The organism is Streptomyces sp. NPDC012474, from assembly GCF_042955185.1.
GTDB classification, from domain to species: Bacteria; Actinomycetota; Actinomycetes; order Streptomycetales; family Streptomycetaceae; genus Streptomyces; species Streptomyces cahuitamycinicus.
In genome coordinates this window covers 112,329-138,388 of the sequence record NZ_JBIBEP010000017.1, presented here as the reverse complement: position 1 = coordinate 138,388, position 26,060 = coordinate 112,329, and the positions used below count along the sequence as shown (strand labels likewise).

General features: G+C 70.1%; 19 protein-coding genes. 4 read left to right on the top strand and 15 right to left on the bottom strand.

Translation table 11 applies throughout. The features are described 5' to 3' along the window. Positions 1–35 precede the first annotated feature (35 nt). Positions 36–1,418, top strand: a complete 1,383-nt coding sequence (locus ACFY9S_RS30800; RefSeq protein WP_391134700.1) for an L-serine ammonia-lyase — start codon at positions 36–38, stop codon at positions 1,416–1,418. Positions 1,419–1,534: 116 nt separating this feature from the next. Here the strand turns inward: ACFY9S_RS30800 and ACFY9S_RS30795 are convergent, their stop codons facing one another. After that, positions 1,535–2,677 (bottom strand): SRPBCC family protein, encoded by a 1,143-nt coding sequence (locus ACFY9S_RS30795; RefSeq protein WP_391134697.1) that lies wholly within the window; start codon positions 2,675–2,677, stop codon positions 1,535–1,537. 193 nt (positions 2,678–2,870) lie between these two features. On the opposite strand from ACFY9S_RS30795, the gene purU reads away from it, so the two are divergent. Together purU and ACFY9S_RS30785 are read left to right on the top strand one after the other, a co-directional pair. Further along, on the top strand, positions 2,871–3,743 hold the full coding sequence (purU, locus tag ACFY9S_RS30790) for a formyltetrahydrofolate deformylase (RefSeq protein WP_102911021.1): 873 nt from the start codon (positions 2,871–2,873) through the stop codon (positions 3,741–3,743). 55 nt (positions 3,744–3,798) lie between these two features. Beyond that, complete coding sequence (locus ACFY9S_RS30785) at positions 3,799–4,590, top strand: IclR family transcriptional regulator C-terminal domain-containing protein (protein WP_391134694.1); 792 nt, start codon at positions 3,799–3,801, stop codon at positions 4,588–4,590. A gap of 199 nt (positions 4,591–4,789) precedes the next feature. Here the strand turns inward: ACFY9S_RS30785 and ACFY9S_RS30780 are convergent, their stop codons facing one another. The 11 genes from ACFY9S_RS30780 to betA form a co-directional block, all read right to left on the bottom strand. Continuing rightward, the gene (locus ACFY9S_RS30780; protein ID WP_391134691.1) at positions 4,790–5,395 is read right to left on the bottom strand and encodes a sarcosine oxidase subunit gamma family protein; all 606 of its coding nucleotides are present in this window, start codon (positions 5,393–5,395) and stop codon (positions 4,790–4,792) included. Beyond that, positions 5,388–8,642 carry a sarcosine oxidase subunit alpha family protein gene (locus ACFY9S_RS30775; protein ID WP_391134688.1) on the bottom strand — a complete coding sequence of 1,085 codons (3,255 nt, stop codon included), beginning with the start codon at positions 8,640–8,642 and terminating at the stop codon, positions 5,388–5,390. The genes ACFY9S_RS30780 and ACFY9S_RS30775 overlap by 8 nt, the downstream gene beginning before the upstream one ends. 28 nt (positions 8,643–8,670) lie before the next feature. Beyond that, complete coding sequence (locus ACFY9S_RS30770) at positions 8,671–9,903, bottom strand: sarcosine oxidase subunit beta family protein (protein WP_391134685.1); 1,233 nt, start codon at positions 9,901–9,903, stop codon at positions 8,671–8,673. Further along, positions 9,900–11,183 carry a serine hydroxymethyltransferase gene (gene glyA, locus ACFY9S_RS30765; RefSeq protein ID WP_391134682.1) on the bottom strand — a complete coding sequence of 428 codons (1,284 nt, stop codon included), beginning with the start codon at positions 11,181–11,183 and terminating at the stop codon, positions 9,900–9,902. Before glyA ends, ACFY9S_RS30770 begins: the two co-directional genes overlap by 4 nt. After that, entirely contained in the window at positions 11,180–12,040 is an 861-nt protein-coding gene (locus tag ACFY9S_RS30760; RefSeq protein ID WP_391134679.1) for a bifunctional methylenetetrahydrofolate dehydrogenase/methenyltetrahydrofolate cyclohydrolase, read from the bottom strand. Before ACFY9S_RS30760 ends, glyA begins: the two co-directional genes overlap by 4 nt. A 117-nt stretch (positions 12,041–12,157) precedes the next feature. Continuing rightward, entirely contained in the window at positions 12,158–14,596 is a 2,439-nt protein-coding gene (locus tag ACFY9S_RS30755; protein ID WP_391134676.1) for an FAD-dependent oxidoreductase, read from the bottom strand. A 226-nt stretch (positions 14,597–14,822) separates the two neighbouring features. Beyond that, positions 14,823–15,785 (bottom strand): glycine betaine ABC transporter substrate-binding protein, encoded by a 963-nt coding sequence (locus tag ACFY9S_RS30750; protein WP_391134673.1) that lies wholly within the window; start codon positions 15,783–15,785, stop codon positions 14,823–14,825. Between the two features lie 13 nt (positions 15,786–15,798). Then, complete coding sequence (locus ACFY9S_RS30745) at positions 15,799–17,808, bottom strand: ABC transporter permease subunit (RefSeq protein ID WP_391134670.1); 2,010 nt, start codon at positions 17,806–17,808, stop codon at positions 15,799–15,801. Further along, complete coding sequence (locus tag ACFY9S_RS30740; protein WP_102910339.1) at positions 17,808–18,896, bottom strand: glycine betaine/L-proline ABC transporter ATP-binding protein; 1,089 nt, start codon at positions 18,894–18,896, stop codon at positions 17,808–17,810. The genes ACFY9S_RS30745 and ACFY9S_RS30740 overlap by 1 nt, the downstream gene beginning before the upstream one ends. A gap of 19 nt (positions 18,897–18,915) precedes the next feature. After that, positions 18,916–20,385, bottom strand: a complete 1,470-nt coding sequence (locus ACFY9S_RS30735; RefSeq protein ID WP_391134667.1) for an aldehyde dehydrogenase family protein — start codon at positions 20,383–20,385, stop codon at positions 18,916–18,918. Positions 20,386–20,581: 196 nt separating this feature from the next. Next, positions 20,582–22,240: a choline dehydrogenase gene (gene betA, locus ACFY9S_RS30730; RefSeq protein ID WP_391134664.1), complete on the bottom strand. Its 1,659-nt coding sequence runs from the start codon at positions 22,238–22,240 to the stop codon at positions 20,582–20,584. A 208-nt stretch (positions 22,241–22,448) separates the two neighbouring features. On the opposite strand from betA, the gene ACFY9S_RS30725 reads away from it, so the two are divergent. Further along, positions 22,449–23,195, top strand: a complete 747-nt coding sequence (locus ACFY9S_RS30725) for an IclR family transcriptional regulator C-terminal domain-containing protein (RefSeq protein WP_391134862.1) — start codon at positions 22,449–22,451, stop codon at positions 23,193–23,195. 64 nt (positions 23,196–23,259) lie between these two features. Here the strand turns inward: ACFY9S_RS30725 and ACFY9S_RS30720 are convergent, their stop codons facing one another. The 3 genes from ACFY9S_RS30720 to ACFY9S_RS30710 form a co-directional block, all read right to left on the bottom strand. Further along, a complete protein-coding gene (locus ACFY9S_RS30720; RefSeq protein WP_391134661.1) occupies positions 23,260–24,390 on the bottom strand; it encodes an SRPBCC family protein in 1,131 nt (376 codons plus the stop codon). A 92-nt stretch (positions 24,391–24,482) separates the two neighbouring features. Then, on the bottom strand, positions 24,483–25,646 hold the full coding sequence (locus ACFY9S_RS30715; RefSeq protein WP_391134658.1) for an FAD-dependent oxidoreductase: 1,164 nt from the start codon (positions 25,644–25,646) through the stop codon (positions 24,483–24,485). After that, positions 25,643–26,005, bottom strand: a complete 363-nt coding sequence (locus ACFY9S_RS30710) for a bifunctional 3-phenylpropionate/cinnamic acid dioxygenase ferredoxin subunit (RefSeq protein WP_102910345.1) — start codon at positions 26,003–26,005, stop codon at positions 25,643–25,645. The genes ACFY9S_RS30715 and ACFY9S_RS30710 overlap by 4 nt, the downstream gene beginning before the upstream one ends. Between the last annotated feature and the right edge of the window lie 55 nt (positions 26,006–26,060).

The window sequence follows — 26,060 nt, the reverse complement described above, 5'->3', positions numbered from 1 at the left end:
AGTCCAGTTGCTCAATAGGAAACGGGAGCCCGCTCGTGGCCATCTCCGTCTTCGACCTCTTCTCCATCGGCATAGGGCCGTCCAGTTCACACACCGTCGGCCCCCTGCGCGCCGCCGGCATGTTCGCCGGACGACTGGAGGAGGAAGGGCTCCTCGTCCGCACGGCAGCGGTGCGGGCCGAGCTCTTCGGCTCCCTCGGCGCCACCGGACACGGCCACGGCAGCCCCAAGGCAGTACTGCTCGGCCTGGAGGGCAACGAGCCGCACACGGTGGACGTGGCCGAAGCCGGGCGGGACGTCGAGCGGATCACATCGACGGGGCGGCTGCGACTGCTGGGCCGCGACCTGGGCGATGCCCACGAGATCGGCTTCGACCCGGACAGGCAGTTGGTGCTGCACCGCCGCCGTTCGCTGCCGTACCACGCCAACGGCATGACGTTGTTCGCGTACGACGCCGAGGGCACACCGCTGCTGGAGAAGACGTACTACTCGGTCGGCGGTGGGTTCGTCGTCGACGAGGACGCGGCGGGCGCGGACCGGGTCAAGCTCGACGACACCGTGCTCAAGTACCCGTTCACCAGCGGTGACGAGCTGCTGCGGCTGACCCGGGAGACGGGCCTGTCGATCTCGGCGCTGATGCTGGAGAACGAACTGGCCTGGCGCAGCGAACGGGAGATCCGTACCGGCCTGCTGGAGATCTGGCGGGTGATGCGGGAATGCGTCGCGAGCGGACTGGCCTGCGAGGGGATTCTGCCCGGCGGACTGAAGGTCCGCCGCCGGGCCACCGCCGTGGCCAAGGCGCTGCGGGCCGACGGCGATCCGGCCGGGCGGGCGCTGGAGTGGGTGACCCTCTACGCCATGGCGGTCAACGAGGAGAACGCGGCCGGCGGCCGCGTGGTCACCGCCCCGACCAACGGGGCCGCCGGCATCATCCCCGCCGTCCTGCACTACTACGTCAATTTCGTCCATGGAGCCGACGACGACGCAGTCGTCCGGTTCCTGCTGGCGGCCGGTGCCATCGGCCTGCTGTTCAAGGAGAACGCCTCCATCTCCGGCGCCGAGGTCGGCTGCCAGGGCGAGGTCGGTGCCGCCTGTTCCATGGCCGCGGGGGGCCTCGCCGAGGTCCTCGGCGGTTCACCGGAACAGGTGGAGAACGCCGCCGAGATCGGCATGGAGCACAACCTGGGTCTGACGTGCGACCCGGTCGGCGGCCTGGTCCAGATCCCGTGTATCGAGCGGAACGGCATGGCAGCGGTCAAGGCCGTCACCGCGGCTCGGATGGCCCTGCGGGGCGACGGCCGCCACCACGTCTCCCTGGACAAGGTCATCAAGACCATGAAGGAGACCGGCGCCGACATGAAGGTCAAGTACAAGGAGACGGCCCGCGGCGGGCTCGCGGTCAACGTCATCGAGTGCTGACGAGCAGCCCACACGGCGGAGTCGGGCGAGCGGGAACGACCCTGACCGCGGGCCGGTCAGCGCACCGGTTCCAGCCGGACCACAATCCGCCGCGGGGCGGGCGGGGCTTTGCGGGCCTAGCGTTCCGCGAGGTTCGAGCGGGTGCCGAGGCGGTCCTGGACCCAGTCGTGGAACTCGCCGATGTGGTGCTCGCTGGGCACCAGGACGCCGCCCTTGGCGTACAGCCGGGAGCTCATGGCCGGCTGGCAGCGCTCGCAGGCGTCGAAGTCCTGCCGGTTGACCCGGTCGAACAGCTCCACGGACCGGCTGACGTCCCGGCCGCTCTCCACCACGCCCTTCAGGTACAGCCAGTCACACTCCACGATGGTGCGGTCGACCGCGACCGGGAACATCCGGTGGAAGATCACATGGTCGGGCACGAGGTTGATGAACACCTGCGGGCGCACCGTGATCGCGTAGTACCGGCGGTCCTGGTCATCGGTGACGCCCGGGATGCGGTCCAGGCCCTCCGAGCCGTCCACGGTGAAGCCCTGGACGTCCGCGCCGAACTCGGCGCCGTGCCCCACGTAGAACTGCGCGGCGTACCCGTCGGCGAACTCCGGCAGCACCTCGGTCAGCTCCGGGTGGATGGTCGCGCAGTGGTAGCACTCCATGAAGTTCTCGATGATCAGCTTCCAGTTGGCCTGGACGTCGTAGACGATCCGCCGGCCGACCTCCAGGCTCTCGACGTCGTAGCGCTCGATGGACTCGACGTCGCCCAGGCGCGCGACCACGTCGGCGATCACCGACTCCTCGAACGGCGGCGGGTCCTCGGCCAGGCACACCCACACGTAGCCCAGCCACTCGTGTACGGCCACGCTCGCCAGGCCGTACTCGGTGCGGCCGACGTCCGGCATCCTGGTCAGGTTCGGTGCCGCGACGAGTTTGCCGTTCAGGTCGTACGTCCAGGCGTGGTACGGGCACTGGAAGGCCCGCTTCACCTCGCCGGACTCCTGCGTGCAGAGTTTCGCGCCCCGGTGCCGGCACACGTTGAAGAAGGCCCGGACGGAGCCGTCCCGCGAGCGGGTCAGCAGGACGCTCTCCCGCCCGACGTCAACGGTCCGGAACGCACCCGGCTTGGCCAGTTCCGACGAGCGGGCCGCGCAGAACCACATGGATTCGAAGATGTGCTCCTGCTCCAGGCGGAAGATCTCCGGGTCCGTGTAGTGGTCGCCGGGAAGGGTCGCGATCAGGCTGTCCGGCAGGCCGGTCGTAGTCATGGTTCACCTCGGAGTGAAGCGCCCCGGTCGGGCGAGTGGTTGCCTCATACGCAACGGACCTCTTGCTACGCAACTCACAGTGCAGTCCACCAGAAGCAGTGTCAAGACCTTGACCACGGACCGCCACAGCCGGGACCATGTTGCGTATCAGTCCCACTGTTGCGCAATACGCACTTCCCTCAGGGAGGGCTCAGTGTCTCTTGGACCCACAACGTGCCGTGAGTTCGTCCTCACCCTGTCGTGCCCCGACCGCTCGGGCCTCGTCCACGCCGTCACCGGCTTCCTCGTCCGCCATTCCGGCAACATCCAGGAGAGCCAGCAGTTCGACGACCGGCTCAAGGACCGCTTCTTCATGCGGGTGCACTTCGACGTCACGGACCCGGGCATGACGCTGGAGGACCTGAAGTCCGGCTTCGCCCCGGTGGCGGAGGCGTACCGGATCTCCTGGCAGCTGTACGAGGCGTCGACCCCGACGCGCACGCTGATCATGGTGTCGAAGTTCGGGCACTGCCTCAACGACCTGCTCTTCCGCTGCCGTACCGGCGCGCTGAACATCGAGGTGCCGGCGATCGTCTCCAACCACCGGGACTTCGAGCCGCTCGCCGAGAGCTACGGGATCCCGTTCCACCACGTGCCCGTGACCCGGGAGACGAAGCCCGACGCGGAGGCGCGGCTGCTGGAGCTCGTCGAGGAGCTGGACATCGACCTGGTGGTCCTCGCCCGCTACATGCAGATCCTGTCGAACGACCTGTGCAAGCAGCTCGAAGGCCGGGCGATCAACATCCACCACTCGTTCCTGCCGAGCTTCAAGGGCGCCCGGCCCTACGTCCAGGCGCACGAGCGCGGCGTCAAGCTCGTCGGAGCGACGGCCCACTACGTCACCCCGGACCTCGACGAGGGGCCCATCATCGAGCAGGACGTCGTCCGTGTGAGCCACTCACAGGGGCCGGAGAGCCTGGTCGCCCTGGGGCGCGACGTCGAAGCGCAGGTCCTGGCGCGGGCGGTGGAATGGCACAGCCAGAGCCGCATCATGGTCAACGACAACCGAACGGTCGTCTTCCGCTGAGGAAAATGGCCCCCACCCCCTCACACCTGTTGCCCATTTCGCCTAGGGTTTCGCCATGAGCAACCACGGTGCCGAGTCCGCAGGCGCTCCGAGTGGCGGAGTGCAGTCCGTTGACCGTGCTGTCGCGGTGCTGGAGATCCTCGCCCAGCACGGCGAGGCAGGCGTGAGTGAGGTGGCCGCGGCGATCGACGTCCACAAGTCCACCGCCTTCCGTCTGCTCGGCGCGCTGGAAGCGCACGGGATGGTCGAGCAGGAGAGCGAGCGCGGAAAGTACCGTCTCGGCTTCGGGGTCGTACGCCTGGCCGGCGCGGTGACGGGCCGCATCGCCGTCACCCGGCACGGCCGGGGCATCTGCGAACGTCTCGTCGACGACGTGGGCGAGACGATGAACATCGCCGTGCTCGAGTCCCACCACGCGATCAACCTCTACCAGGTGCGCAGCACGTCGGCCATCGCCGCGCAGAACTGGGTGGGACGCCAGACACCGCTGCACTGCACGTCGAGCGGCAAGATCCTCCTCGCCCACCTCGGCCGCAAGGACCGCGACGAGCTCCTCACCGCGACGGGCCTGCCCCGTCTGACACCGCACACGGTGACCTCCAGGAAGAAGCTGGAGGCGGACCTCGCCGAGGCCCGTGAGCAGGGCTACGCCATCACGATGCAGGAGTACGAGGAGGGCCTCAACGCCCTCTCAGCGCCCGTGCGTTCGGATGAGGGTGAGGTCATCGCCGCGCTCAGCGCGTCGGGCCCGGCCTTCCGGCTGACCGAGGGGCGCATGATGGAACTGGCAGAGGTGCTGGTCGCGGGAGCGGACGAGCTCAGCCGCCGTCTCGGCTATACGGGCTGAGGCCCGGCCTGCCTCGTTGACCAAGACAGGAGTCGTTGATCAGGGCAGGACTCGCACGCCGAGCGGCGGGGGGGGGGGGCCGGGGGGGCGGGGGGCCCCCCCCCCGCCGGGCGGGGGGGGGCCCCCCCCCCCCCCCCCCCCCCGCCCGCGGGCGCCCCCCCCCCCCCCCCCCCCCCCCCCCGCTTCCGTGGTGTCCGTGTCAGCCCGTCCACTCCACGGCGGCGTCCAGCAGCCAGTCCGTCAGATAGCCGGCGAAGGAGGAGCGGACCAGCACCCAGAACCCGGCTCTCGGGTCGTCACGGGCCACCAGGACGACCTGGGTGCGGCCCAGGGTCGTCTGGGCGCAGCGGCCCGGGCCGAAGACGCGTGGGTGCAGGTCGAGCGAGCAGCCATGGGCCAGCAGGTCGTGGGCGCGGGGGCCGGCGACGAGGAGCGTGGTGCGCTGAGCAGAAACGTCGACGACGGACACGGGCTCGTCACCGGCGGCCTCACGGATCCGGTTCTCCAGCCCGCGCTGACCGCCCGGCGGACCCACCACGAGCCACTCGTCGGGGCCGAGCCACAGCGCGGTCAGCTCTCCGGCACGGACGACGGTGCCGGGCTCGACGGGCAGTTGCAGGCCCAGCGCCAGCCCCACGGCGTCCGCCGCCGCTCCCTTGGGATCGAGGCGGACGTCGATCTGGGTCAGGAAGGGGAGTTCCGCGAGGCGGATGGCGCCCCCGGAGGTGCGGGTCGCGGCGGCCAGCCGGTCCGTGGCGTGCGACAGGGGGCTGCGGAGCGGGGCGGTAAGGGCGGTGTCAGCCATCGCGGCGGGCTCCCTCGGGGTCGTAGAGGACGGGGCTCGCGACGGTCACCGGGACCAGCCGGTCACCGACGGGGGCGTAGAGGCGCTCACCGATGCGCTCGCGTCCGCCCTTGACCAGGGCGAGCGCGAAGGTCCGGCCGAGGGCCGCGCTGCGGTAGCTGGACGTGACGTGGCCGAGCATCGGGACGGGGGGCGCCGGCAGCACGCTGTCCGCGACCAGGTGGGTGCCCTCGGGGAGGAACGTGCCCGGCTCCTCCGGGAGCAGGCCGACCAGATGCTTGCGGTCGGGACGGACGGTGTCGGCACGGGCGAAGGAACGCTTGCCGATGAAGTCGGGCTTCTTCTTCGAGACCGCCCAGCTCATGCCGAGATCCTGCGGTGTCACCGTGCCGTCGGTGTCCTGGCCGACGATCGGATAGCCCTTCTCCGCGCGCAGGACGTGCATGGTCTCGGTGCCGTACGGGGTGATGCCGTGCGGGGCGCCCGCCTCGTACAGCGCCTCCCACAGGGCGAGGGCCTCCCACGGCGACACGTTGATCTCGTAGGCAAGTTCGCCGGAGAAGCTGATCCGGCACACGCGGGCCCCGATGCACGCGACGGTCGTGTCCCGCCAGGCCATGAACGGGAAGTCGTCGTTGGCCACGGCCAGTTGCGGGGCGAGTGAGCCGAGCACCTCGCGGGACTTCGGACCGACCAGGGCGACGGTGGCCCACTGCTCGGTCACGGAGGTGCAGTGGACCTTCAGCTCGGGCCACTCCGTCTGGAGCCACTCCTCCATCCAGTCCAGCACGGTGGCGGCGTTGCCGGTCGTGGTGGTGACCAGGTAGCGGTGCTGGTCGAGGCGGATGACGGTGCCGTCGTCGAAGACCATCCCGTCGGGGCGGCACATCACGCCGTAGCGGATCATGCCGACCTTCAGGGTGCTCATCATGTTGGTGTAGAGCAGGTCGAGGAAGGCGGCGGCGTCCGGGCCCTGGACGTCGATCTTGCCGAGGGTGGAGGCGTCCATGAAGGCGACGCCCTCGCGGGCGGCGGCGCATTCGCGCAGCACGGCCGTCTCCATGTCCTCGCCGTCCCGCGGGTAGTACCAGGGCCGCTTCCACTGGCCGACGTTCTCGAAGAGGGCGCCGTGCGCGACATGCCACTCGTGCAGGGCGGTCGTGCGCACCGGGTCGCTCAGCACGCCGCGGTCACGGCCGGCGAGGGCGGCGAAGGAGACCGGGGTGTACGGGGGCCGGAACGTGGTCGTGCCGAGCGCCGAGATGTCTACCCCGAGCAGTTCGGCGACGACACCGCTGGCCAGGACGCCGGAGGTCTTGCCCTGGTCGTTGGCCGTGCCGGCCGTGGTGTAGCGCTTGGTGTGCTCCACCGAGCGCATTCCGGCGCCGGTCGCCCGGGTGAGGTCGTCGACGGTGACGTCGCGCTGGAGGTCGACGAAACGCGGGGCGCCTTCCCGGCCGGGGACGGTGAAGACCCGCATGGGCGGGGTCTGCGGCTGTGTCACCAGGTGTGGCAGGCGGGGCGCCTGTGAGGTGTAGCCCTCGGCCTCGATGGCGCGGGCTCCCGCGGCCGCCCCCTGCGCCAGGATTCGCGCGAGGTCGAGGACGCCACTCGCGGCACCCGCGACCTCGACGGCCTGACGGGAGGTGTCGGGGACGAAGCTGCCGAGCTCCTCGTCATGGCGGAGCTTGCCGCCCGCCTGGCTGAACAGGTGCGCGACCGGGTTCCAGCCGCCGGAGACCAGGAGCAGGTCGGCGGCGAATTCCCGTCGCCCTGTCGTCTCCCCGTACGGGGCGACGGTCACGGCGGTGAGACGGGGGGCGCCTTCCGTGGCGGTGACGGCGTGGCCCGCCAGCACCTCGATGCCGGCCAGGCGGGTGCGCTCGGCCCACTTCCCCGGCTCTGGACGGGTGTCGACCACGGCCTCGACGGCGACGCCCGCCGCGGCGAGGTCCATCGCCACCGCGTAGGCGCTGTCGTTGGTGGTGAGGACGACCGCGTGGCGGCCGGGCAGGACGCCGTGGCGGTTGACGTAGGCGCGGGCCGAAGCGGCCAGCATCACGCCGGGACGGTCGTTGTCCGCGAAGGCCAGCGAGCGTTCATGGGCGCCGGTGGCGAGGACGACATGGCGGGCCCGAATGCGGTGGACGCGTTCCCGGGAGACCTTCTCGGGGGCTGCGGCGCCGAGGTGGTTGGTGCGGCGCTCCACGGCGAGCAGGTGGTTGTCGTCGTAGTAGCCGAAGACCGTGGTGCGGCGCAGGACGCGTACGTCGGGGGCGGCGTCGAGCCGGGCGGTCGTCTCGGCCACCCAGTCGAGGAGTTCGCCGGTGCCGAGGAGGCTGCCGCCGGGGTCCGGCTGGTCGTCGGCGAGGATGACGCGGGCGCCCGATCGGGCGGCGGCCGCCGCTGCGGCGAGGCCGGCCGGGCCCGCGCCGACGACCAGGAGGTCGCAGTGGGTGTGCACGGCGTCGTAGCGGGCCGGGTCCGGTTCGGTGGCGAGACGGCCCTGGCCCGGGAGGCTGGTTGCGACGAGGCCGTCGTAGAGCTCGACGGTGGTGGCCGGGAGCATGGGCTCGGGGAACGGTTCCTCGATCTGGATGACCGCGTTGGGTTCCTCGACGCCGGCCGAGAAGATGCCGCGGGGGCGGCCCAGTTTGATGCTGGTGCCGGTCTGGATGACGCCGTTGGCGAGGAGGGCGGAGGCGAGGGTGTCACCCCTGTAGCCCTGGTATTCGGTGCCGTCGAAGGTGAAGGTGAGTGGCTCGTCGCGGTGGATATGGCCTCGGGTGGGGTGGCGGAAGGGCTGGGTGTTCTCCCCCACCCCGCCCCTTCCCGAAATCAGGGGCTCTGCCCCCGAACCCCGCTGGGGGCTCTGCCCCCAGACCCCCGTATCGGCCTGAACGGCCTCGTCCTCACACGCCGGACGGGCTGGGATCGCCGGACGCGGCTGCAGAGCAACCGAACGCGCCTCAACGGTCTCCGGGCGCTCCTCCCCCACCCGGTACACCGTCAGGATCTCGTTCGTCGACGTGTCCCGTACGGCGTTGAACCAGCGGCGGCAACCCGCGGCGTGGCTCCAGCGCTCCGCGAAGGGGCCCCTCGGGTTGTCGCGGAAGAAGAGGTAGCGGGCCCACTCCTCGTCGGTGAGGGACGCCGGGGCCTCCGGGTACGGCACATGGGCCTGGCCGCCGTAGTGGAACTCGGCCTCGTCGCGAGGTCCGCACCACGGGCAGGGGATCAGCAGCATGGATCGGCTCCCAAAGCTTCCAGTGGTCCTAGTGGGCCACCGCGGCCGCGCCGTGCTCGTCGACGAGCGCGCCGGTGGTGAAACGGTCGAGCGAGAAGGGGGCGTTCAGCGGATGCGGTGTGTCGTGGGCGATGGTGTGGGCGTAGACCCAGCCGACACCGGGGGTGGCCTTGAAACCGCCGGTTCCCCAGCCGCAGTTGAGGTAGAGGTTGTCCACCGGGCTGAGGCCGATGATCGGTGAGGCGTCGGGACTGACGTCGACGATGCCGCCCCAGGTGCGCAGGACATGGGCGCGGGCGAAGACCGGGAAGAGTTCCAGGGCCGCCGCCATCTGCTCCTCGATGATGTGGAAGGCACCGCGCTGGGTGTAGGAGTTGTACGCGTCGATGCCCGCGCCCATCACCAGCTCGCCCTTGTGGGCCTGACTGACGTACACATGGACCGCGTTGGACATGACGACCGTCGGGTGGACCGGCTCCAGCAGCTCCGACACGAGCGCCTGCAAGGGATGGCTCTGCACGGGGAGGTCGATGCCGGCCATGGCCGCCAGGACCGAGGTGTGGCCGGCCGAGCAGAGCGCGACCTTGCCCGCGGCGATGGGGCCCCGGGTGGTCTGGACTCCGACCACCCGGTTGCCGACCACGTCGAGGCCGGTGACCTCGCAGTTCTGGATGATGTCGATGCCGGCGGCGTCGGCGGAGCGGGCCAGGCCCCAGGCGACGTGGTCGTGCTTGGCGATGCCCGCACGGGGCTGGTAGGTGGCGCCCAGGACCGGATAGCGCACGTCCGGGGAGATGTTGACGATCGGGCAGACGTCCTTGACCCCGTCGGCGTCCAGCCACTCGGCGTCCACGCCGTTGAGGCGGTTGGCCTCGACGCGGCGCATGCTGTCGCGGACGTCCTGGAGGCTGTGGGCGAGGTTCAGTACGCCGCGCTGGGAGAAGAGGATCGGGTAGTCGAGCTCGTCCGCCAGGCCCTCCCACAGCTTGAGGGCGTGCTCGTAGATGCCGGCGCTCTCGTCCCACAGGTAGTTGGAGCGGATGATCGTGGTGTTGCGGGCCATGTTGCCGCCCGCCAGCCAGCCCTTCTCCAGCACGGCGACGTTGGTGATGCCGTGGTTCTTCGCCAGGTAGTGGGCGGTGGCCAGGCCGTGTCCGCCGCCGCCGACGACGACGACGTCGTAGGAGCGCTTGGGCTCGGGGTTGCGCCACAGCCGGTCGGGGTGTTCGGGGAGCTCGGCGCCTGGGGTGCGGGGGCTCATCGGGCGTCTCCGTCTTCGGACAGGTGCGGGTAGAGCGGGTGCTTGGCGGCCAGGGTCTCCGTGCGGGCCCGAAGGGCGGCCACGTCCGGCTCCGGCCGGAGGGCGAGCGCGATGACGTCCGCGACCTCTGCGAAGTCCTCCTCGGTGAAGCCGCGGGTGGCCAGGGCAGGGGTGCCGATGCGCAGGCCCGAGGTGACCATGGGCGGACGCGGATCGAAGGGCACGGCGTTGCGGTTGACGGTGATGCCGATCTCGTGGAGCAGGTCCTCGGCCTGGCGGCCGTCCAGCTCGGAGTCGCGCAGGTCGACCAGGACGAGGTGGACGTCCGTGCCGCCGGTCAGCACCTTGACTCCGGCGGCCGCCGCGTCCGCCCGGGTGAGGCGTTCGGCCAGGATGCGGGACCCCGCGAGCGTCCGGGCCTGGCGTTCGGCGAACTCCGGTGTCGCGGCGACCTTGAAGGACACCGCCTTCGCTGCGATGACGTGCTCCAGGGGGCCGCCCTGCATGCCGGGGAAGACAGCCGAGTTGATCTTCTTGGCGAGGTCGGCCTCGTTGGTGAGGATGACGCCGCCGCGCGGGCCGCCGAGGGTCTTGTGCGTCGTCGTGGTCGTGACGTGGGCGTGCGGTACGGGGCTCGGGTGCAGTCCTGCCGCCACCAGCCCGGCGAAGTGCGCCATGTCGACCATGAGGAGGGCGCCCACCGCGTCGGCGATCCCGCGGAAGGCCGCGAAGTCCAGCTGCCTGGGATACGCCGACCAGCCCGCGATGATCATCTTGGGGCGGTGCTCCTTGGCCAGCCGCTCGACCTCGTCCATGTCGACGAGGTTGTCCGCCTCGGACACGTGGTACGGCACGACGTTGAGCATCTTGCCGCTGTAGTTGATGCGCATGCCGTGCGTGAGGTGTCCGCCGTGCGCGAGGTCGAGGCCGAGGACCGTGTCGCCGGGCTGGAGCAGGGCGAAGAAGACGGCGGTGTTCGCCTGGGCACCGGAGTGCGGCTGCACGTTGGCGAAGCCGGCGCCGAAGAGGGACTTGACGCGTTCGATGGCCAGCCGCTCGGTGACGTCGACGTGTTCGCAGCCGCCGTAGTAGCGGCGGCCCGGGTAGCCCTCGGCGTACTTGTTGGTCGCGACCGAGCCCTGGGCCTCCATCACGGCGGAGGGCGCGAAGTTCTCGGAGGCGATCATCTCCAGGGTGGACTGCTGGCGGTGCAGTTCGGCGCGGAGCGCGGCGTGGACCTCGGGGTCCAGCTCCGCCAGGGGGGTGTTCAGCGCGTTCATACGGCGTTCGCGTTCCTCTCGGCGGCCTCGACGACATTGGCGAGCAACATGGCACGGGTCATGGGGCCCACGCCTCCGGGCATGGGCGCCAGCCATCCGGCGACCTGGGCGGCGTCCGGATGGATGTCTCCGGCCAGGCCCTGTTCGGTGCGGGTGATGCCGACGTCCAGGACGGCCGCGCCGGGGCGCAGCATGTCCTTGGTGATCAGCCCGGGCGAGCCGGCCGCCGCGACGACGATGTCCGCCTCGCGTACGTGCCAGGCCAGGCCCTTGGTTCCGGTGTGGCAGAGGGTGACGGTGGCGTTCTCGGAGCGGCGGGTGAGCAGGAGCCCGATCGGCCGTCCGACCGTGATGCCCCGCCCGATCACGCACACCCGGGCTCCGGCGAGCGGCACGTCATGGCGGCGGAGCAGTTCGACGATGCCGCGCGGGGTGCACGGCAGCGGTGCTTCGACGCCGAGGACGAGCCGGCCGAGGTTGACGGGGTGCAGGCCGTCGGCGTCCTTGGCCGGGTCCATGCGCTCCAGTACGGCGCCCGCGTCCAGGTGGCGGGGCAGCGGGAGCTGGACGATGTACCCGGTGCAGTCGGGGTCGGCGTTGAGCTCGTCGACCGTCTCCTCGACCTGCTGCTGAGAGGCGTCGGCGGGCAGCTCCCGCCGGATGGAGGCAAGGCCCACCTGAGCGCAGTCCCGGTGCTTGCCACCGACGTAGGCGCGACTGCCGGGGTCGTCACCGACCAGGACGGTGCCGAGGCCGGGCGCCCGTCCGGTGACGGCGGTCAACTTGCCCACGCGCTCTGCCAGTTCCTGCCGGATCGCGGCGGCGGTGGCCTTGCCGTCAAGGAGTTGTGCGGTCACCTGGGGTGTTCCTTCCAACGAGGCTGTGGTGGAACGGCTTGAGGGGCGCGGGACCGTATCGATCAGCGGCTCCGCCGCGGTGCGCGACACGCCACGACGCACCTGCAGACGAAGAACTCACCCACGAAGCCGGGACATCGTCGGATCGAACAACGGCTCCTCGGCCACGACCGCCTCGACGGACTGGTCGAAGTACCCGATGTTCAGAACGGTCCCCGGAGCGGCCAGCTCCACCGGCAGCCACGCATAGGCGATGCCCTTGCCGATCGTGTAGCCGTACGCCGCGCTGGTGACGTACCCCACCGCACAGTCCCCGTCGTACACCGGCTCCTTGCCCAAGACGACGGCCTCGGGGTCGTCGATCGTGAGGCAGGTCAGCTTCCGCCGGACATCGGCCTTGCGCCGCTCCAACGCCGCCTTCCCGACGAAGTCGTCCTTGTCGAGCTTCACGGCGAAGCCGACACCTGCCTCGTACGGGTCGTGTTCGTACGTCATGTCCGTACCGAAGGACCGGTAGCCCTTCTCCAGACGGAGACTGTTGAACGCACCCCGCCCGGCCACGATCCCGCCCAGCGGCTCGGCCGCGCGCCAGAGCGTGTCCCACAGCTTCTGGCCCAGGTCCGCGGTGGTGTACAGCTCCCAGCCGAGCTCGCCGACGTACGACAGGCGCATCGCGGTGACGGGCACGGAGCCGATGTGCGCGCGCTTGGCGCGGAAGTACTTCAGCCCGGCCGCCGAGAAGTCGGCGTCGGTGAGCGGCTGGAGGACGTCGCGGGCGAGCGGCCCCCACAGGCCGATGCAGCAGGTGCCGGGGGTGATGTCGCGGACCTGGACCGTGCCGTCGGCGGGGAGGTGCCGGGTGAACCAGTCGAGGTCCAGGTTGCCGTTGGCGCCGACCTGGAAGAGGTCGGGGGCGAGCCGGGCGACGGTGACGTCGCTGCGGATGCCGCCGTCGTGGTCGAGGAGCAGCGTGTACGTCACCGAGCCGACGGACTTGGCGACCTTGCCGGTGCACAGTCGCTCCAGGAACTCGCCGGAGCCGCGCCCGCTGACCTCCAGCCGCTTGAGGGCCGTCATGTCGTACATGGCGACGGTCTCACGGGTGGTCTGGGCCTCGGCGGCGACGATGGGCGACCAGTACCGCGCGGCCCAGTCGTTGGGGGTGACGATGGCACGGCCCTCGACCAGGCTCGCGTTGGCCTCGTACCACTGGGGCCGCTCCCAGCCGTTCGCCTCCAGGAAGAAGGCGCCCAGCTCCTGCTGGCGGGTGTGGAACGGGCTGGTGCGGATCGGGCGCGGGTCCCCCGACGGCTGGAGGGGGTGGAGGATGTCGTAGACCTCGACGAAGTTCTGGCAGTCGCGGGCCAGGACGTACTCCGGCGAGAGCTGGTGCGGTTCAAAGCGGTTGACGTCGCACTCGTGCAGGTCGAACGAGGTGCAGTAGCCGTCGACCAGCCATTCGGCCATGGCCCGTCCGACGCCGGCGGAGTGCGTGACCCAGACGGCCTCGGCGACCCAGAAGCCCTTGACGTCCGGGGATTCGCCGAGCAGCGGCAGGCCGTCGGTGGTGAAGGAGAACAGGCCGTTGATGCCTTCCTCGACCTTGGCGTCCTTGGTCGCCGGGAGCAGTGACTGCGTCTCGGTCCAGGCCTTCTCGAAGTCCTCCTCGGTGAACTTCAGGACGGAGGGCATCTCGTCGGACTCGTCCAGGGAGAGGATGTCGTCGGCGGAGATGGGCATCGGGCGGTGGCCGTAGTAGCCGATGCCCAGGCCGTCGAAGCGGTCGCGGTAGTAGAGGTCGGCGTCCTGGTGGCGCAGGATCGGGCGGACCGCCTCCTGCGTCTGTCCCGCCAGGGCCGGGACCGGGCCCGTCCAGGCGAGCTGGTGGGCGAGCGGGGTGAGCGGGAGGTTCATGCCCACCATGCGCGCGATCTTCGGACCCCAGATACCGGCGCAGCACACGACGATGTCGGCGGGGATCTCGCCCCGGTCGGTCAGGACGCCGGTCACCTCGCCCTCGGCCTGCCGGACGTCGAGGACTTCGTGGCGGGCGAGGAAGCGGACGCCGCGCTCGGTGGCCCGGCGGATCTGCGCCTCGACGGCGAGGACCGCCTTGGCGAGGCCGTCCGTCGGCACGTGGAGGCCGGCGAGGACCTTGTCCGGGTCGACGAGCGGGTGCTGTGCGACGCACTCCTCGGTGTTCAGCAGCCGGGACTCGATGCCCCAGGAGGCGAGCCAGCCGTGGCGCCGCTGCAGTTCGGTGACCCGCTCCGGGCTGGTGGCCACCTCAAGGCCGCCGACCTGGAGGAAGCAGGGCTGCCCGTCGACGTCGAGGGAGCAGAACTTCTCGACGGTGTAACGGGCCATCTCGGTCATGGTCTTGGAGGGGTTGGTCTGGAAGACCAGGCCCGGGGCGTGCGACGACGAGCCCCCGGTGGCGGGCAGTGGGCCCTGGTCGACCACGGTCACTTCGGTCCAGCCGCGCGCGGAGATCTCGTCGGCGAGCGCTGCCCCCACGACGCCCGCTCCGATGATGACCACCCGGGGTCCCGCCATCGCCGCACCTCCGACGTTGAAAGCGATCCAGTTGCTGTGTGCGCAACAGGGTTCAGGTTGCGCAACTCAATGTGCCCGTCGTGAATCGGCGTGTCAAGGGGTCCACGACGCCGGAAAATCACCCGGAGGCGAGGAGGAGGAATGCCCGGAAAACGACGAGGCCCGGCAGGCTGACGACACAGCCTGCCGGGCCTCACCGGCCGGACTCACACGGGCGTTGCGCGCCCTACTTGATCCAGGCGTCGACCTTGTCGCGATTGGCCTCGACCCACTTCTTCGCCGCGGCCTCGGGCGCCATCTTGTCCACGGCGATGTACTTGGCCACGGTGTTCTGGTCCTCGTTCGTCCAGGTGAAGTTCTTCACCAGGTCGTAGGCCGGGCTGCCCGACTTGGCGAACTTCGCACTGACGATCTTGTCGAGTTCGTACACGGGGTAGTCGCAGGCGACCTTCTCGGCGTCGGCGTCACAGCCCGTCTTGTACTCGGGCAGACTGACCTTCTTCAGTGGCACCTCGGACATGAACCACTGCGGCTCGTAGAAGTAGCCGATCACCCATTCCTTGTTCTTCTCGGCGTTGCGGTACGCCTGGATGAGCGCGGTCTCGCTGCCTGCGTACACCACCTTGAAGTCCAGCTTGAGGTTCTTCACCAGCGCCTCGTCGTTGGTGACGAACGACGGGTCGCCGTCGAGGAGCTGCCCCTTGCCGCCCGATTCCGACGTCTTGAACTTCGACGCGTACTTGTCGAGGTTCTTCCAGTCGAGGATGTCCGGGTGCGCCTTCGCCAGCCACGGCGGCACGTACCAGCCGATGAGGCCCTTGTTGCCGGTCGGACCGGCGTCGAGGGCCGTCTTCTGGTCGGTGATGTACTTCTTCTTCAGGTCGTCGTGGCCCCAGTTCTCCACGACGGCGTCGACCTCGCCCGTCCCGAAGCCCTGCCAGGCGATCTCCTCCTTGAGGTCCTTCTGCTCGACCTTGCAGCCGAGGTCGTGCTCGGCGACGTACGCGAGGACCGCCGCGTTCGCCTCGTAGCCCACCCACGGGTTGATGGCGAGGTTGAAGGTGCCGCACTTGCCCGAGCCGGCCGAGCCGGCCGCGCTGTCGTCGCCGACCTTCGCGCCCCCGCAGGCCGTGAGGGTGAGGCCGAGGACGGCCAGGCCGGCCGCGCCGGCTCTCCAGTGTCGTGCCATGGTGAGGTACTCCTTATGCTCCGGCGCGGCGAGCCGCTGCCTGAGTGATCCGGTCGAACATGACTCCGAGCAGGACGATGGCGAGTCCGGCCGCCAGTCCCTTGCCGTACAGCTGGCCCTGCGAGAACCCGGCCACGACGTCGTAGCCGAGGGCACCCGCTCCCACCAGGCCACCCACCACGACCATCGACAGCACGTAGATCAGGCCCTGGTTGGTGGCGAGGGTCAGGGCGCCGCGTGACATCGGCAGCTGCACCTTGGTGATGATCTGCCAGGTGTTGCACCCGGTGGACATCGCCGCTTCGACGGTGGTCCCGGGCACGGCCCGCACCCCGTCGGCGATGATCTTGATGGCGACGGGTGCCGCGTAGACGATCGCGGCGACGATCGCCGTGAACCGTGTCGCGCCGAACAGCGCGAGGAACGGCACGAGATAGACGAACGGCGGCATGACCTGGGCCGCGTCCAGGGTAGGCCGGAGCAGCCGGTCGACCAGCGCACTGCGTCCCATCCACACGCCCAGGGCGACGCCGAGCAGCATCACGAGCACGGTCGCGACCGCGGTGGACGCCAGGGTCGTCATGGCGTCCGACCACACGCCGGTGCCGATGAGCAGGCCCACGCACACGACGGTGGTGGCCCCGGCACGCCATCCGCCGAGCACCGTGCCCAGAGAGACGAGGGCGGCACCGACGAGCCACCACGGGGAGTCGGTCAGCAGGGTCTGGAAGGGGTTCAGGAGGCCGTTGGTGAGGACGTCGCGGAAGGCGTTGGTCAGGCCCGACAGATTGTCCTGTGCCCAGGTGGTCACGTCGGTCGCCGCCTTGGCGATGGTGCTGCCGGTGCTGCCCTCGCCGGGGAACTCGGCCGCCCACAGGTACGTGTGCGACAGGTACACCAGGACCGCGGCAACCACTCCCCCGGCCACCACCAGTTGCCGCCGCCACTTGAGGAAGGGACTGTCCGAGCCCCGGGCCGTGTCGGCCCGGGCGCTTGCCGCGGTGGTGACCCGGTCCAGCACGATGGCCATGACGACGATGGCCAGTCCGGCGTTGAACGCCGTGCCGACGTCCAGTGACTGCAGGGCCTGGACGACGGTCGCTCCGAGTCCGGGCGCGTTGATCAGGGCCGCGATGGTCACCATGGCCAGGGCGGCCATGATGGTCTGGTTCACGCCCATCACCACGGTCCGTTTGGACATCGGCAGCAGGACCTTCAGCAGCGCTTGGCGCCGCGTCGCGCCCATCGAATTCGCCGCCTCGACGGTGGCCTCGGGAACCGAGCGGATGGCGTGGGCGGTGATGCGGATCGCGGGCGGTGCCGCGTAGATCGCCGTCGCGATGGTCGCGGAGGCCGGGCCGATCAGGAAGAACAGGGTCAGGGGCGCCAGGTAGACGAAGGTCGGCATCGTCTGCATGAAGTCCAGGAACGGCGTCACGATCCGGCTGACCCGGTCGGACAGCCCGGCCCACACACCGAGCGGGAGCGCGAACAGCAGCGCCACGCAGACCGCGGAGAGGGTCAGCGCCAACGTGTCCATGCTTTCCTGCCAGAGCCCCTGCAGGCCGAGGAAGGTGAAGCCGGCGACGGCCAGCAGCGCGACCCGCCAGTTGCCCACGGCCCAGGAGACGTAGCCGACGATGCCCACGACTCCGAGCCAGCCGATCTGCGGAACCGGGCGGCCCGCGGTCGGCTGGGAGATCAGCTCCTGGACGAAGGTCACCAGGGTGTCGATGACCAGACGGATCTCGTTGAAGAAGTAGAGGAAGAGCGGGTTGGAGTTGCGGTTCGCGCCTATGGAGTCGTTGACGTCGTTGAACCACCGGTGCAGGTCGGTCAGATCGGCCGCGCCGAGGGACAGGGTCTGCCTGCCGCGCAGCACGGCGAAGAGGACGAGCCAGACGACCAGGATCGCGGCCACGATCACCGGGCGGCTGACCGTGCGCGGGCGCCGGGCGGTGGCGGGCGGCTCCTCGGTCCCGGTCCTCTGCGGTCTCTGTGTCTTCTGCACGGCGACGGTCATCAGGCGTCGCCTTCCTGCCCGGCGACCACCGCGAGGATCTCCTCGTCGCCGACGATGCCGAGCAGGGTGCCGTTCTCGACGACCTTGACCGGCTTCTCGGCCGCCAGCACCGCCCGCGTGGCCTCCTTCACCACGACGTCCGGGCCCAGCTCGGGACCGTCCAGGGGGTCGTCCGGCTCCACCGGGCGCATGATCCACCGCAGGGTCAGCACGTCACCGCGGGGCACGTCCCTGACGAAGTCGCGCACGTAGTCGTCCGCGGGGGCGCCGACCAGTTCGTCGCCGGTGCCGCACTGGACCATCCTGCCGTCGCGCATGATGAGGATGCGGTCGCCCAGGCGCAGCGCCTCGGACAGATCGTGGGTGATGAACAGCATCGTCTTGCCGACCTCGTGGTGCAGACGGACGACCTCGTTCTGCATGTCCCGGCGGATCAGCGGGTCGAGTGCCGAGAACGGCTCGTCGAAGAGGAGGACCTCGGGGTCACCGGCCAGGGCGCGGGCGAGACCCACGCGCTGCTGCATGCCGCCGGAGAGCTGGTCGGGGTAGGAGCTCTCGTACCCGGAGAGGCCGACGAGTTCGACGACCTCCAGCGCGCGCTTGGTGCGCTCGGCTCTGCTCATGCCGCGTATCTCCAGGCCGAAGGCCACGTTGTCGACGACCCGGCGGTGCGGCAGCAGCCCGAAGTGCTGGAAGACCATGGAGAACTTGCTGCGGCGCAGCTCGCGCAGACGGCTCGCGTCCGCGTCGCGGATGTCCTCGCCCTCGAAGAGGATCTCGCCGGCGGTGGGTTCGATGAGCCGGGTCAGACAGCGCACCAGGGTGGACTTGCCGGAGCCGGACAGGCCCATCACGACGAACACCTCGCCGGGTGCGACCTCGAAGTTCACGTCGCGTACGGCGGCCGTGCATCCGGTGCGGTCCATCAGTTCGCGGCGGGTGAGCCCGCGCAGTTCCTCGGAGCCGGGCACCTGGGCCGCCTTCGGCCCGAACACCTTCCACAGCTCGCGTACGGAGATGACCGGCGTGCCTGCCGCGTCCTGGGGTGTGCCGCGCCGCTGCGGCACCTCGGTCGTTGCTGGGGTCATGTTCGACCTCTTTCGGCGTTCAGCCGCGGAACCAGTGCTGCGGCCTGGGTTGGATGTTCTGCCAGATGTGTTTGGGCTCCCGGTACTCGTCCAGGCCGGTCGGGCCCAGCTCCCGGCCCACGCCGCTGTGCCCGAAGCCGCCCCATTCCGCCTGGGGCACATAGGGGTGGTAGTCGTTGATCCACACCGTGCCGTGGCGCAGTCGGCGGGCGACCCGCTGGGCCTTGCCGGCGTCCTGGGTCCAGACGGCGCCGGCGAGCCCGTACTCGGTGTCGTTGGCGATACGTACGGCGTCGTCCTCGTCGGTGAAGCGTTCCACGGTGAGCACGGGCCCGAAGGACTCCTCATGCACCACCCGCATGTGTTGACCGCACTCGTCGAGCACGGTGGGCGGGTAGTAGTGGCCGTCGGCCAGGGCCGGGTCGTCGGGGCGTTCGCCGCCGCAGCGCAGGACGGCGCCCTCCGCGAGGCCGGCCGCGACGTACGCCTCGACCTTCGCCAGGTGCTGCGCGGAGATCAGCGGGCCGGTCTCGGCCTGCGGGTCGAAGGGACCGCCGAGCCGGATCAGCCGGGCGCGGCGGACCACCTCGTCGACGAACCGGTCGTGCAGCGAGTCCTCGACGATCAGCCGGGCGCCGGCCGAGCACACCTGGCCCGAATGCAGGAAGACGGCCGTGAGCGCGAAGTCCACGGCCGTCTCGAAGTCGGCGTCGGCGAAGACGACATTGGGATTCTTGCCGCCGAGTTCCAGCGCGACCTTCTTCACGGTCGCCGCGGCGGTGGCCATGATGCGCCTGCCGGTGTCCAGGCCGCCGGTGAAGGAGACCAGATCGACGGCCGGGTCCTCGGCGAGGGGTGCGCCCACCTCGGGCCCGGCCCCCAGGACGAGGTTGGCGGCACCGGGCGGGAGCCCGGCCTCCGCCAGCGCCTTCATCAGCAGGACGGACGTCGAGGGGGTGAGCTCACTGGGCTTGAGGACGATCGTATTGCCCGCGAGGAGCGCGGGCGCGACCTTCCAACTCGCCTGGAGCAGCGGGTAGTTCCAGGGGGTGATCAGTACGCACACGCCGATCGGCCCGTACTCGACGCGGCTGACGGCGTCGTCGCGGCCGGTGTCGATCACCCGGCCCGCGTCGGTGCCTCCGAGCCCTCCGTAGTAGCGGAGGCAGGAGACGACGTCGGCGATGTCGTACTCGCTCTCCACGAGCCGTTTGCCGGTGTCCAGCGATTCGGCGCGGGCGAACGCGTCGGCGTCGCGTTCGAGGAGGTCCGCGGTGCGCAGGAGGAGGGCGCCGCGCTCGCGCTCGGGGGTGCGGGGCCAGGGCCCTTCGTCGAAGGCCCGGCGGGCCGCTGCGACGGCCGCCTCGGCGTCGGGGCGGGTACCTTCGGACACCGTCACGGAGAGCGAGCCGTCGGCGGGGCAGCGGATGTCACGGTGGCCGCCGGCCACGGGATCCCGCCATTTTCCGTCCACGTACAGGTCTGCCACGTCGAGGGCCCTTCGAGCGAATCGCGTTGCGCATCGTGCATCGAATTGCTTGTGGTGGAACACTCTGGGTAAGGCTGCAACCCACGTCAAGGGGTTGATGATGACGGTTTGGCCAAGGAGACGACCGCGAGGACGCAGCACCGGCAGGCCCGGGACGCCTCGCCTCCGGGCCGGTCGGCTGTCTGAAAAGCGCTGGTTACGGCAGGGGGCGGTGCCGGTGATAGGCGGCGGCGGACGGCGGCAGCGGATCCTTCCCGAGGATGAGGTCGGCCGCCTTTTCCGCGATCATCATCACCGGTGCGTAGATGTTGCCGTTGGTAATGTACGGCATCACCGACGCGTCAACGACACGCAGCCCCTCCACCCCGTGCACCCGCATGCTGGCCGGATCCACGACGGCCATCTCGTCGGTGCCCATCTTGCAGGTGCAGGACGGATGCAGAGCGGTCTCGGCGTCCTTTGCGACCCAGGCGAGGATCTCCTCGTCGGTCTCCACGGGCGGGCCGGGCGAGACCTCGCCGGCGTTGTACGGGGTCATGGCGGGCTGGTTGAGCAGCCTCCGCGCGACCCTGACGGCCTCGACCCACTCGCGGCGGTCCTGCTCGGTGGAGAGGTAGTTGAAGCGCAGCGCGGGGTGCTCGGCGGGATCCTTGCTCCTGATCTTCACCGAGCCGATGGCATCGGAGTACATGGGTCCGACGTGCACCTGGTAGCCGTGCCCCCCGGCCGGCACGGAGCCGTCGTAGCGGACCGCTATGGGCAGGAAGTGGAACATGAGGTTGGGGTAGTCCACGTCGTCGTTGCCGCGGACGAAGCCGCCCGCCTCGAAGTGGTTGGTCGCGGCCGGACCCGTACGGAAGAGCCACTGCAGGCCGATGAACGGGGCACGCCACTTCGCGAGATAGGGCTGCATCGAGACGGGCTGCTTGCAGGCGTACTGGATGTACACCTCCAGATGGTCCTGGAGGTTCTCGCCGACGCCCGGCAGATCATGCACGACGTCCACGCCGAGCGCCGCCAGCTCCTTGGCGTTGCCGACACCGGAAAGCTGAAGGAGTTGCGGCGAGTTGATCGCGCCTCCACAGAGGATGACCTCACCGGCCCGCACCCGCTGGGGTCTGCCGCGGCCGCGCCGGTACTCGACACCGACGGCCCGCTTGCCCTCGAAGAGGACGCGCGTGACCAGGGCACGCGTGGTGACGGTGAGGTTGGGCCGCTTCCGCACGGGCTTGAGGTACGCCTTCGCGGCCGACAGCCGGCGCCCGCGGTGGACATTGCGGTCGAACCTGGCGAAACCTTCCTGCCGATAGCCGTTCACGTCGCTGGTGGGAGGGTGCCCTGCCTCCTCGGTGGCCTTGAGGAACGCCTCGAAGAGCGGGTTGGTCCCGGGACCCCGTTCGAGGACGAGGGGGCCGTCGTGGCCGCGGAACTCGTCGTCCGGGCCGGCGGCCAGGCAGTTCTCCATCCGCCGGAAGTACGGCAGGCAGTGCGCGTAGTCCCAGCTCGCCATCCCGGGGTCGGCCGCCCAGCGCTCGTAGTCCATGGGGTTGCCGCGCTGGAAGATCATGCCGTTGATGCTGCTGGAACCGCCCAGGACCTTGCCGCGCGCGTGGTAGACGCGCCGGCCGCCCATGTGGGGTTCGGGTTCGGACTCGTACTTCCAGTCGTAGAAGCGGCTGCCGATCGGGTAGGTCAGTGCCGCGGGCATGTGGATGAAGACGTCCCACGGGTAGTCGGGTCTGCCCGCCTCCAGGACCAGCACCCGGTTGTCGGGATCCGCGGAGAGCCGGTTGGCCAGTGCACTGCCGGCCGATCCACCACCGACGATGACGAAGTCGTACTGCAAGTCAGCCATGAGGCCTCGTCTCGCTCGCGCCGTAGAGAATGCGCGGCATGCTAGTACCGGTATCTCTATGCGCACCAGGTTGCGGACAACGCAACTTCCGTTTTTCTGGCCCAAGGCCCTGACCTGCAACGCTGTCGGCTATGTTAATCGCCCGTATAGTTGCGTCGTGAGCAACTACCATCCAGATACCGAAACGACAAGTGCGCCGACCGGTGGGGTGCAGTCGGTCGACCGGGCCATCACCGTGCTGGAGATCCTGGCCCAGCGCGGCGAGGCCGGCGTCAGCGAGGTAGCCGCCGAGATCGACGTCCACAAGTCCACCGCGTTCCGGCTGCTGGGCGCCCTGGAGGTGCGCGGCCTGGTGGAACAGGCGGGCGAGCGCGGCAAGTACCGCCTCGGTTTCGGCATCGTCCGTCTCGCCGGTGCGGTCACCGGACGCATCGACATCACGCAGCAGGCCCGCCCGGTGTGCGAGCGTCTCGCCGAGGAGATCGGCGAGACCGTGAACCTCGCCGTGATGCAGGAGAAGTACGCGATCAACCTGTTCCAGGTGCGCGGTCCGGGTGCCGTCACGGCGTTCAACTGGGTCGGCCAGCTGACGCCGCTGCACGCCACCTCGAGCGGCAAGATCCTGCTGGCCCACATGCCGGCGAGGGAGCGTGCCACGCTGCTGTCGGACGCGGGCCTGAAGAAGATGACGCCCCGCACCCTGACCGCGAAGACGAAGCTGGAGAAGAACCTCGCCGAGGCGCTGGAGCGCGGCTACTCCTGGACGCTGGAGGAGTTCGAGGCGGGGCTGCACGCCATGGCAGCCCCGATCCGCAACCGGGACGGAGAGGTCATCGCGGCGATCAGCGCCTCCGGACCGGCGTACCGGCTCACCGAGGACCGTATGCACGACCTCGCTCCGGTGCTGGTCAAGGGCGCGGACGAGATCAGCCATCGGATGGGCTACCTGGGCTGACCCCGCCGCGCCGCCTGCGCCGGCCGCCCCGCGTACCAAGGGCCGGGGACGCCGGGAACCGCCGCTACTGCGGCCGCCCCGAGCCCAGACGCTCCTGGACGAAGGAGTGGAACTCGCCGATGTGATGCTCGCTGGGCACGAGGACCCCTCCCTTGGTGTACAGCCGCGAGCGCATCGCGGGCTGGCAGCGCTCGCACGCGTCGAAGTCCTGCCGGTTGACCCGGTCGAAGAGCTCCACCGACCGGCTGACGTCCTTGCCGCTCTCGACGACGTGCTTGAGGTAGAGCCAGTCGCACTCGACGATGGTGCGGTCCGCGGCGACCGGGTACATCCGGTGGAAGATCACATGGTCGGGCACGAGGTTGATGAACACCTGCGGGCGCACCGTGATCGCGTAGTAGCGGCGGTCCTGCCCCTCGGTGACACCCGGAATGCGGTCGAGGCCCTCTGAGCCGTCGACGGTGAAGCCCTTGACGTCGGAGCCGAACTCCGCCCCGTGTCCCACGTAGTACTGGGCGGCGTAGCCGTCGGCGAACTCGGGGAGCACCTCGGTGAGTTCGGGGTGGATCGTCGCGCAGTGGTAGCACTCCATGAAGTTCTCGACGATGAGCTTCCAGTTCGCCTTGACGTCGTAGACGATCCGTCTGCCGACCTCGAGGTCCTCGATGCCGTAGCGCTCGATCGACTCCGTGTCGCCGAGACGCGCGACCACGTCCTGCACGACCTCGTCGAAGGGGGGCGGATCGTCGGCGAGGCACACCCACACGTAGCCGAGCCATTCGCGCGTCGTCACGGCTGCCAGGCCGTACTCGGTGCGGCTGACGTCGGGCATCCTGGTGAGGTTGGGCGCCGCGACGAGTTTGCCCGTGAGGTCGTACGTCCAGGCGTGGTACGGGCATTGGAAGGCGCGCTTGACCTCGCCGCTCTCCTCCGTGCAGAGCCTTGCTCCGCGGTGCCGGCAGACGTTGAAGAAGGCGCGAACCGACTGGTCTCGTGCACGGGTGACGAGGATGCTCTCGCGGCCTACCTGGACGGTCCGGAACGCCCCGGGACCGGCGAGGTCGGCGGAGCGCACGGCGCAGAACCACATCTCCTCGAAGATGTGTTCCTGCTCCCGGGCGAAGATCCCTGGGTCCGTGTAGGCGGAGCCGGGCAGGGTGGCAATGAGACTTTCCGGCAGGCCGGTCGAGGTCACAGCGCACTCCTCGGAGAAACGTCGTGGATCGGGCATGCACGCGCCGGGACGAGCTACACCGGACGTCGTCGGATCAAGGAGCAACGCCCTTCTCAGGACGTGTTGGCCGCGAGCTGCTTGCGCCAGCGCATGAACAGCCGGGGCTGGTTCATCCCGAGTACGGCGACCGGGTGCCCGGCACGCCGGTAGACGGCCAGGACGTTGCGGTCGTCGACGGCGCCTTCCTCGATCGTGACGCTGTCGGCACGGGACGCGTTACCGGCGAACTGGATCTTCACGCCGTACTGGTCGGACCAGAAGTAGGGCGGCCTCGGTACGCCCGGTTCGGACTCGCCCCAGGAGAGCAGGGCGGCCACCGCGGCGTCGGGGCGCTCCCGGGCGCCGGTCCAGTGCTCGACGCGGCGGTGGGTGCCCGCGCGCGGGTCGTACCAGGAGGCGCAGTCGCCGACCGCGACCACCCCGGCCAGGCTGGTACGGCCGTCCGCGCCGCACTTGACGCCGTCGTCGATGTCGACACCGGAGCCTGCCAGCCAGTCGACGCAGGGTCTGGCCCCGACCCCCACGACGACGATGTCGGCGGGGATGCTGCGGCCGTCCTCCATGAGGACGGCGTCGACGCGGGTCTCGCCGCTCAGCCCCTTGACTCCCACGCCGCACAGCAGGCGTACGCCGTGGTCGGCGTGGAGGCCGGAGACGATGCTTCCCATGGTCGCGCCGAGCGGTCCGGCCAGGGGTGTGGGCGCCGCCTCGACGATGGTCACGTCGAGGCCGAGCGCGCAGGCGGTGGAGGCGACCTCGGCGCCGATGAAGCCGCCGCCGATCACGACCAGGCGTCCGCCCCGGGCCAGTTCGTCCCGCAGGGCGCGGGCGTCGTCCAGGGTGCGCAGGGTGTGCACACCGGACAGGCCATCCATGCCGGGCAGGGTGCGGGCGGAAGCGCCGGTGGCGATGACGATGCCGTCGGCTCTCACCTCCCGGCCGTCGGTGAGGCGCACGGCGCGGGGTGTGGTGTCGAGTCCGGCGGCGCGGGCGCCGAGCAGCCACTCCACCTGCAGGTCCTCGTCGTCCGGCTCCAGGGCGAGATCGGCTTCGCCGATGCCGCCTGCCAGGAACTCCTTGGACAGGGGCGGCCTGTCGTACGGACGGTGGAGCTCGTCGCCTATGACGACCAGCCGCCCGTCGTACCCCTGCTTTCGCAAGGAGCGCGCCGCCGACAGACCGGCCAGCGACGCGCCCACCACGGCCACTGTCCTCACGCGACGCCCCCGGCGAGCCGGGCGGCGATGCAGGGAGGCAGGTTCGGGGCTGCCGTGGACAGCCGGACGTAGATCATGCCGTCCTCGACGAAGACCTCGTGCGTGCGCACCGGAAGCTTGGCCGGCGGGGCGTCGACGGCTCCGGTCTTGAGGTTGAACTTCGAGGCGTGCAGCGGGCATTCGACCTCGCAGCCCTCCAGCCAGCCGTCGGCGAGCGAGGCGTCCTGGTGGGTGCATGTGTCGTCGATGGCGAAGAGTTCGCCGTCGTCGGTGTGGAACACCGAGACCGGCGGGTCGATGTCGAGCCTGTGGGCCTCGCCTCGGGACAGATCCACGAGACGGCACGCGGGAATCATCATGACACCTCGGTGCGTATAGCGAAACGGATTGCGGTGAACGCAACGCCAGTTTGAA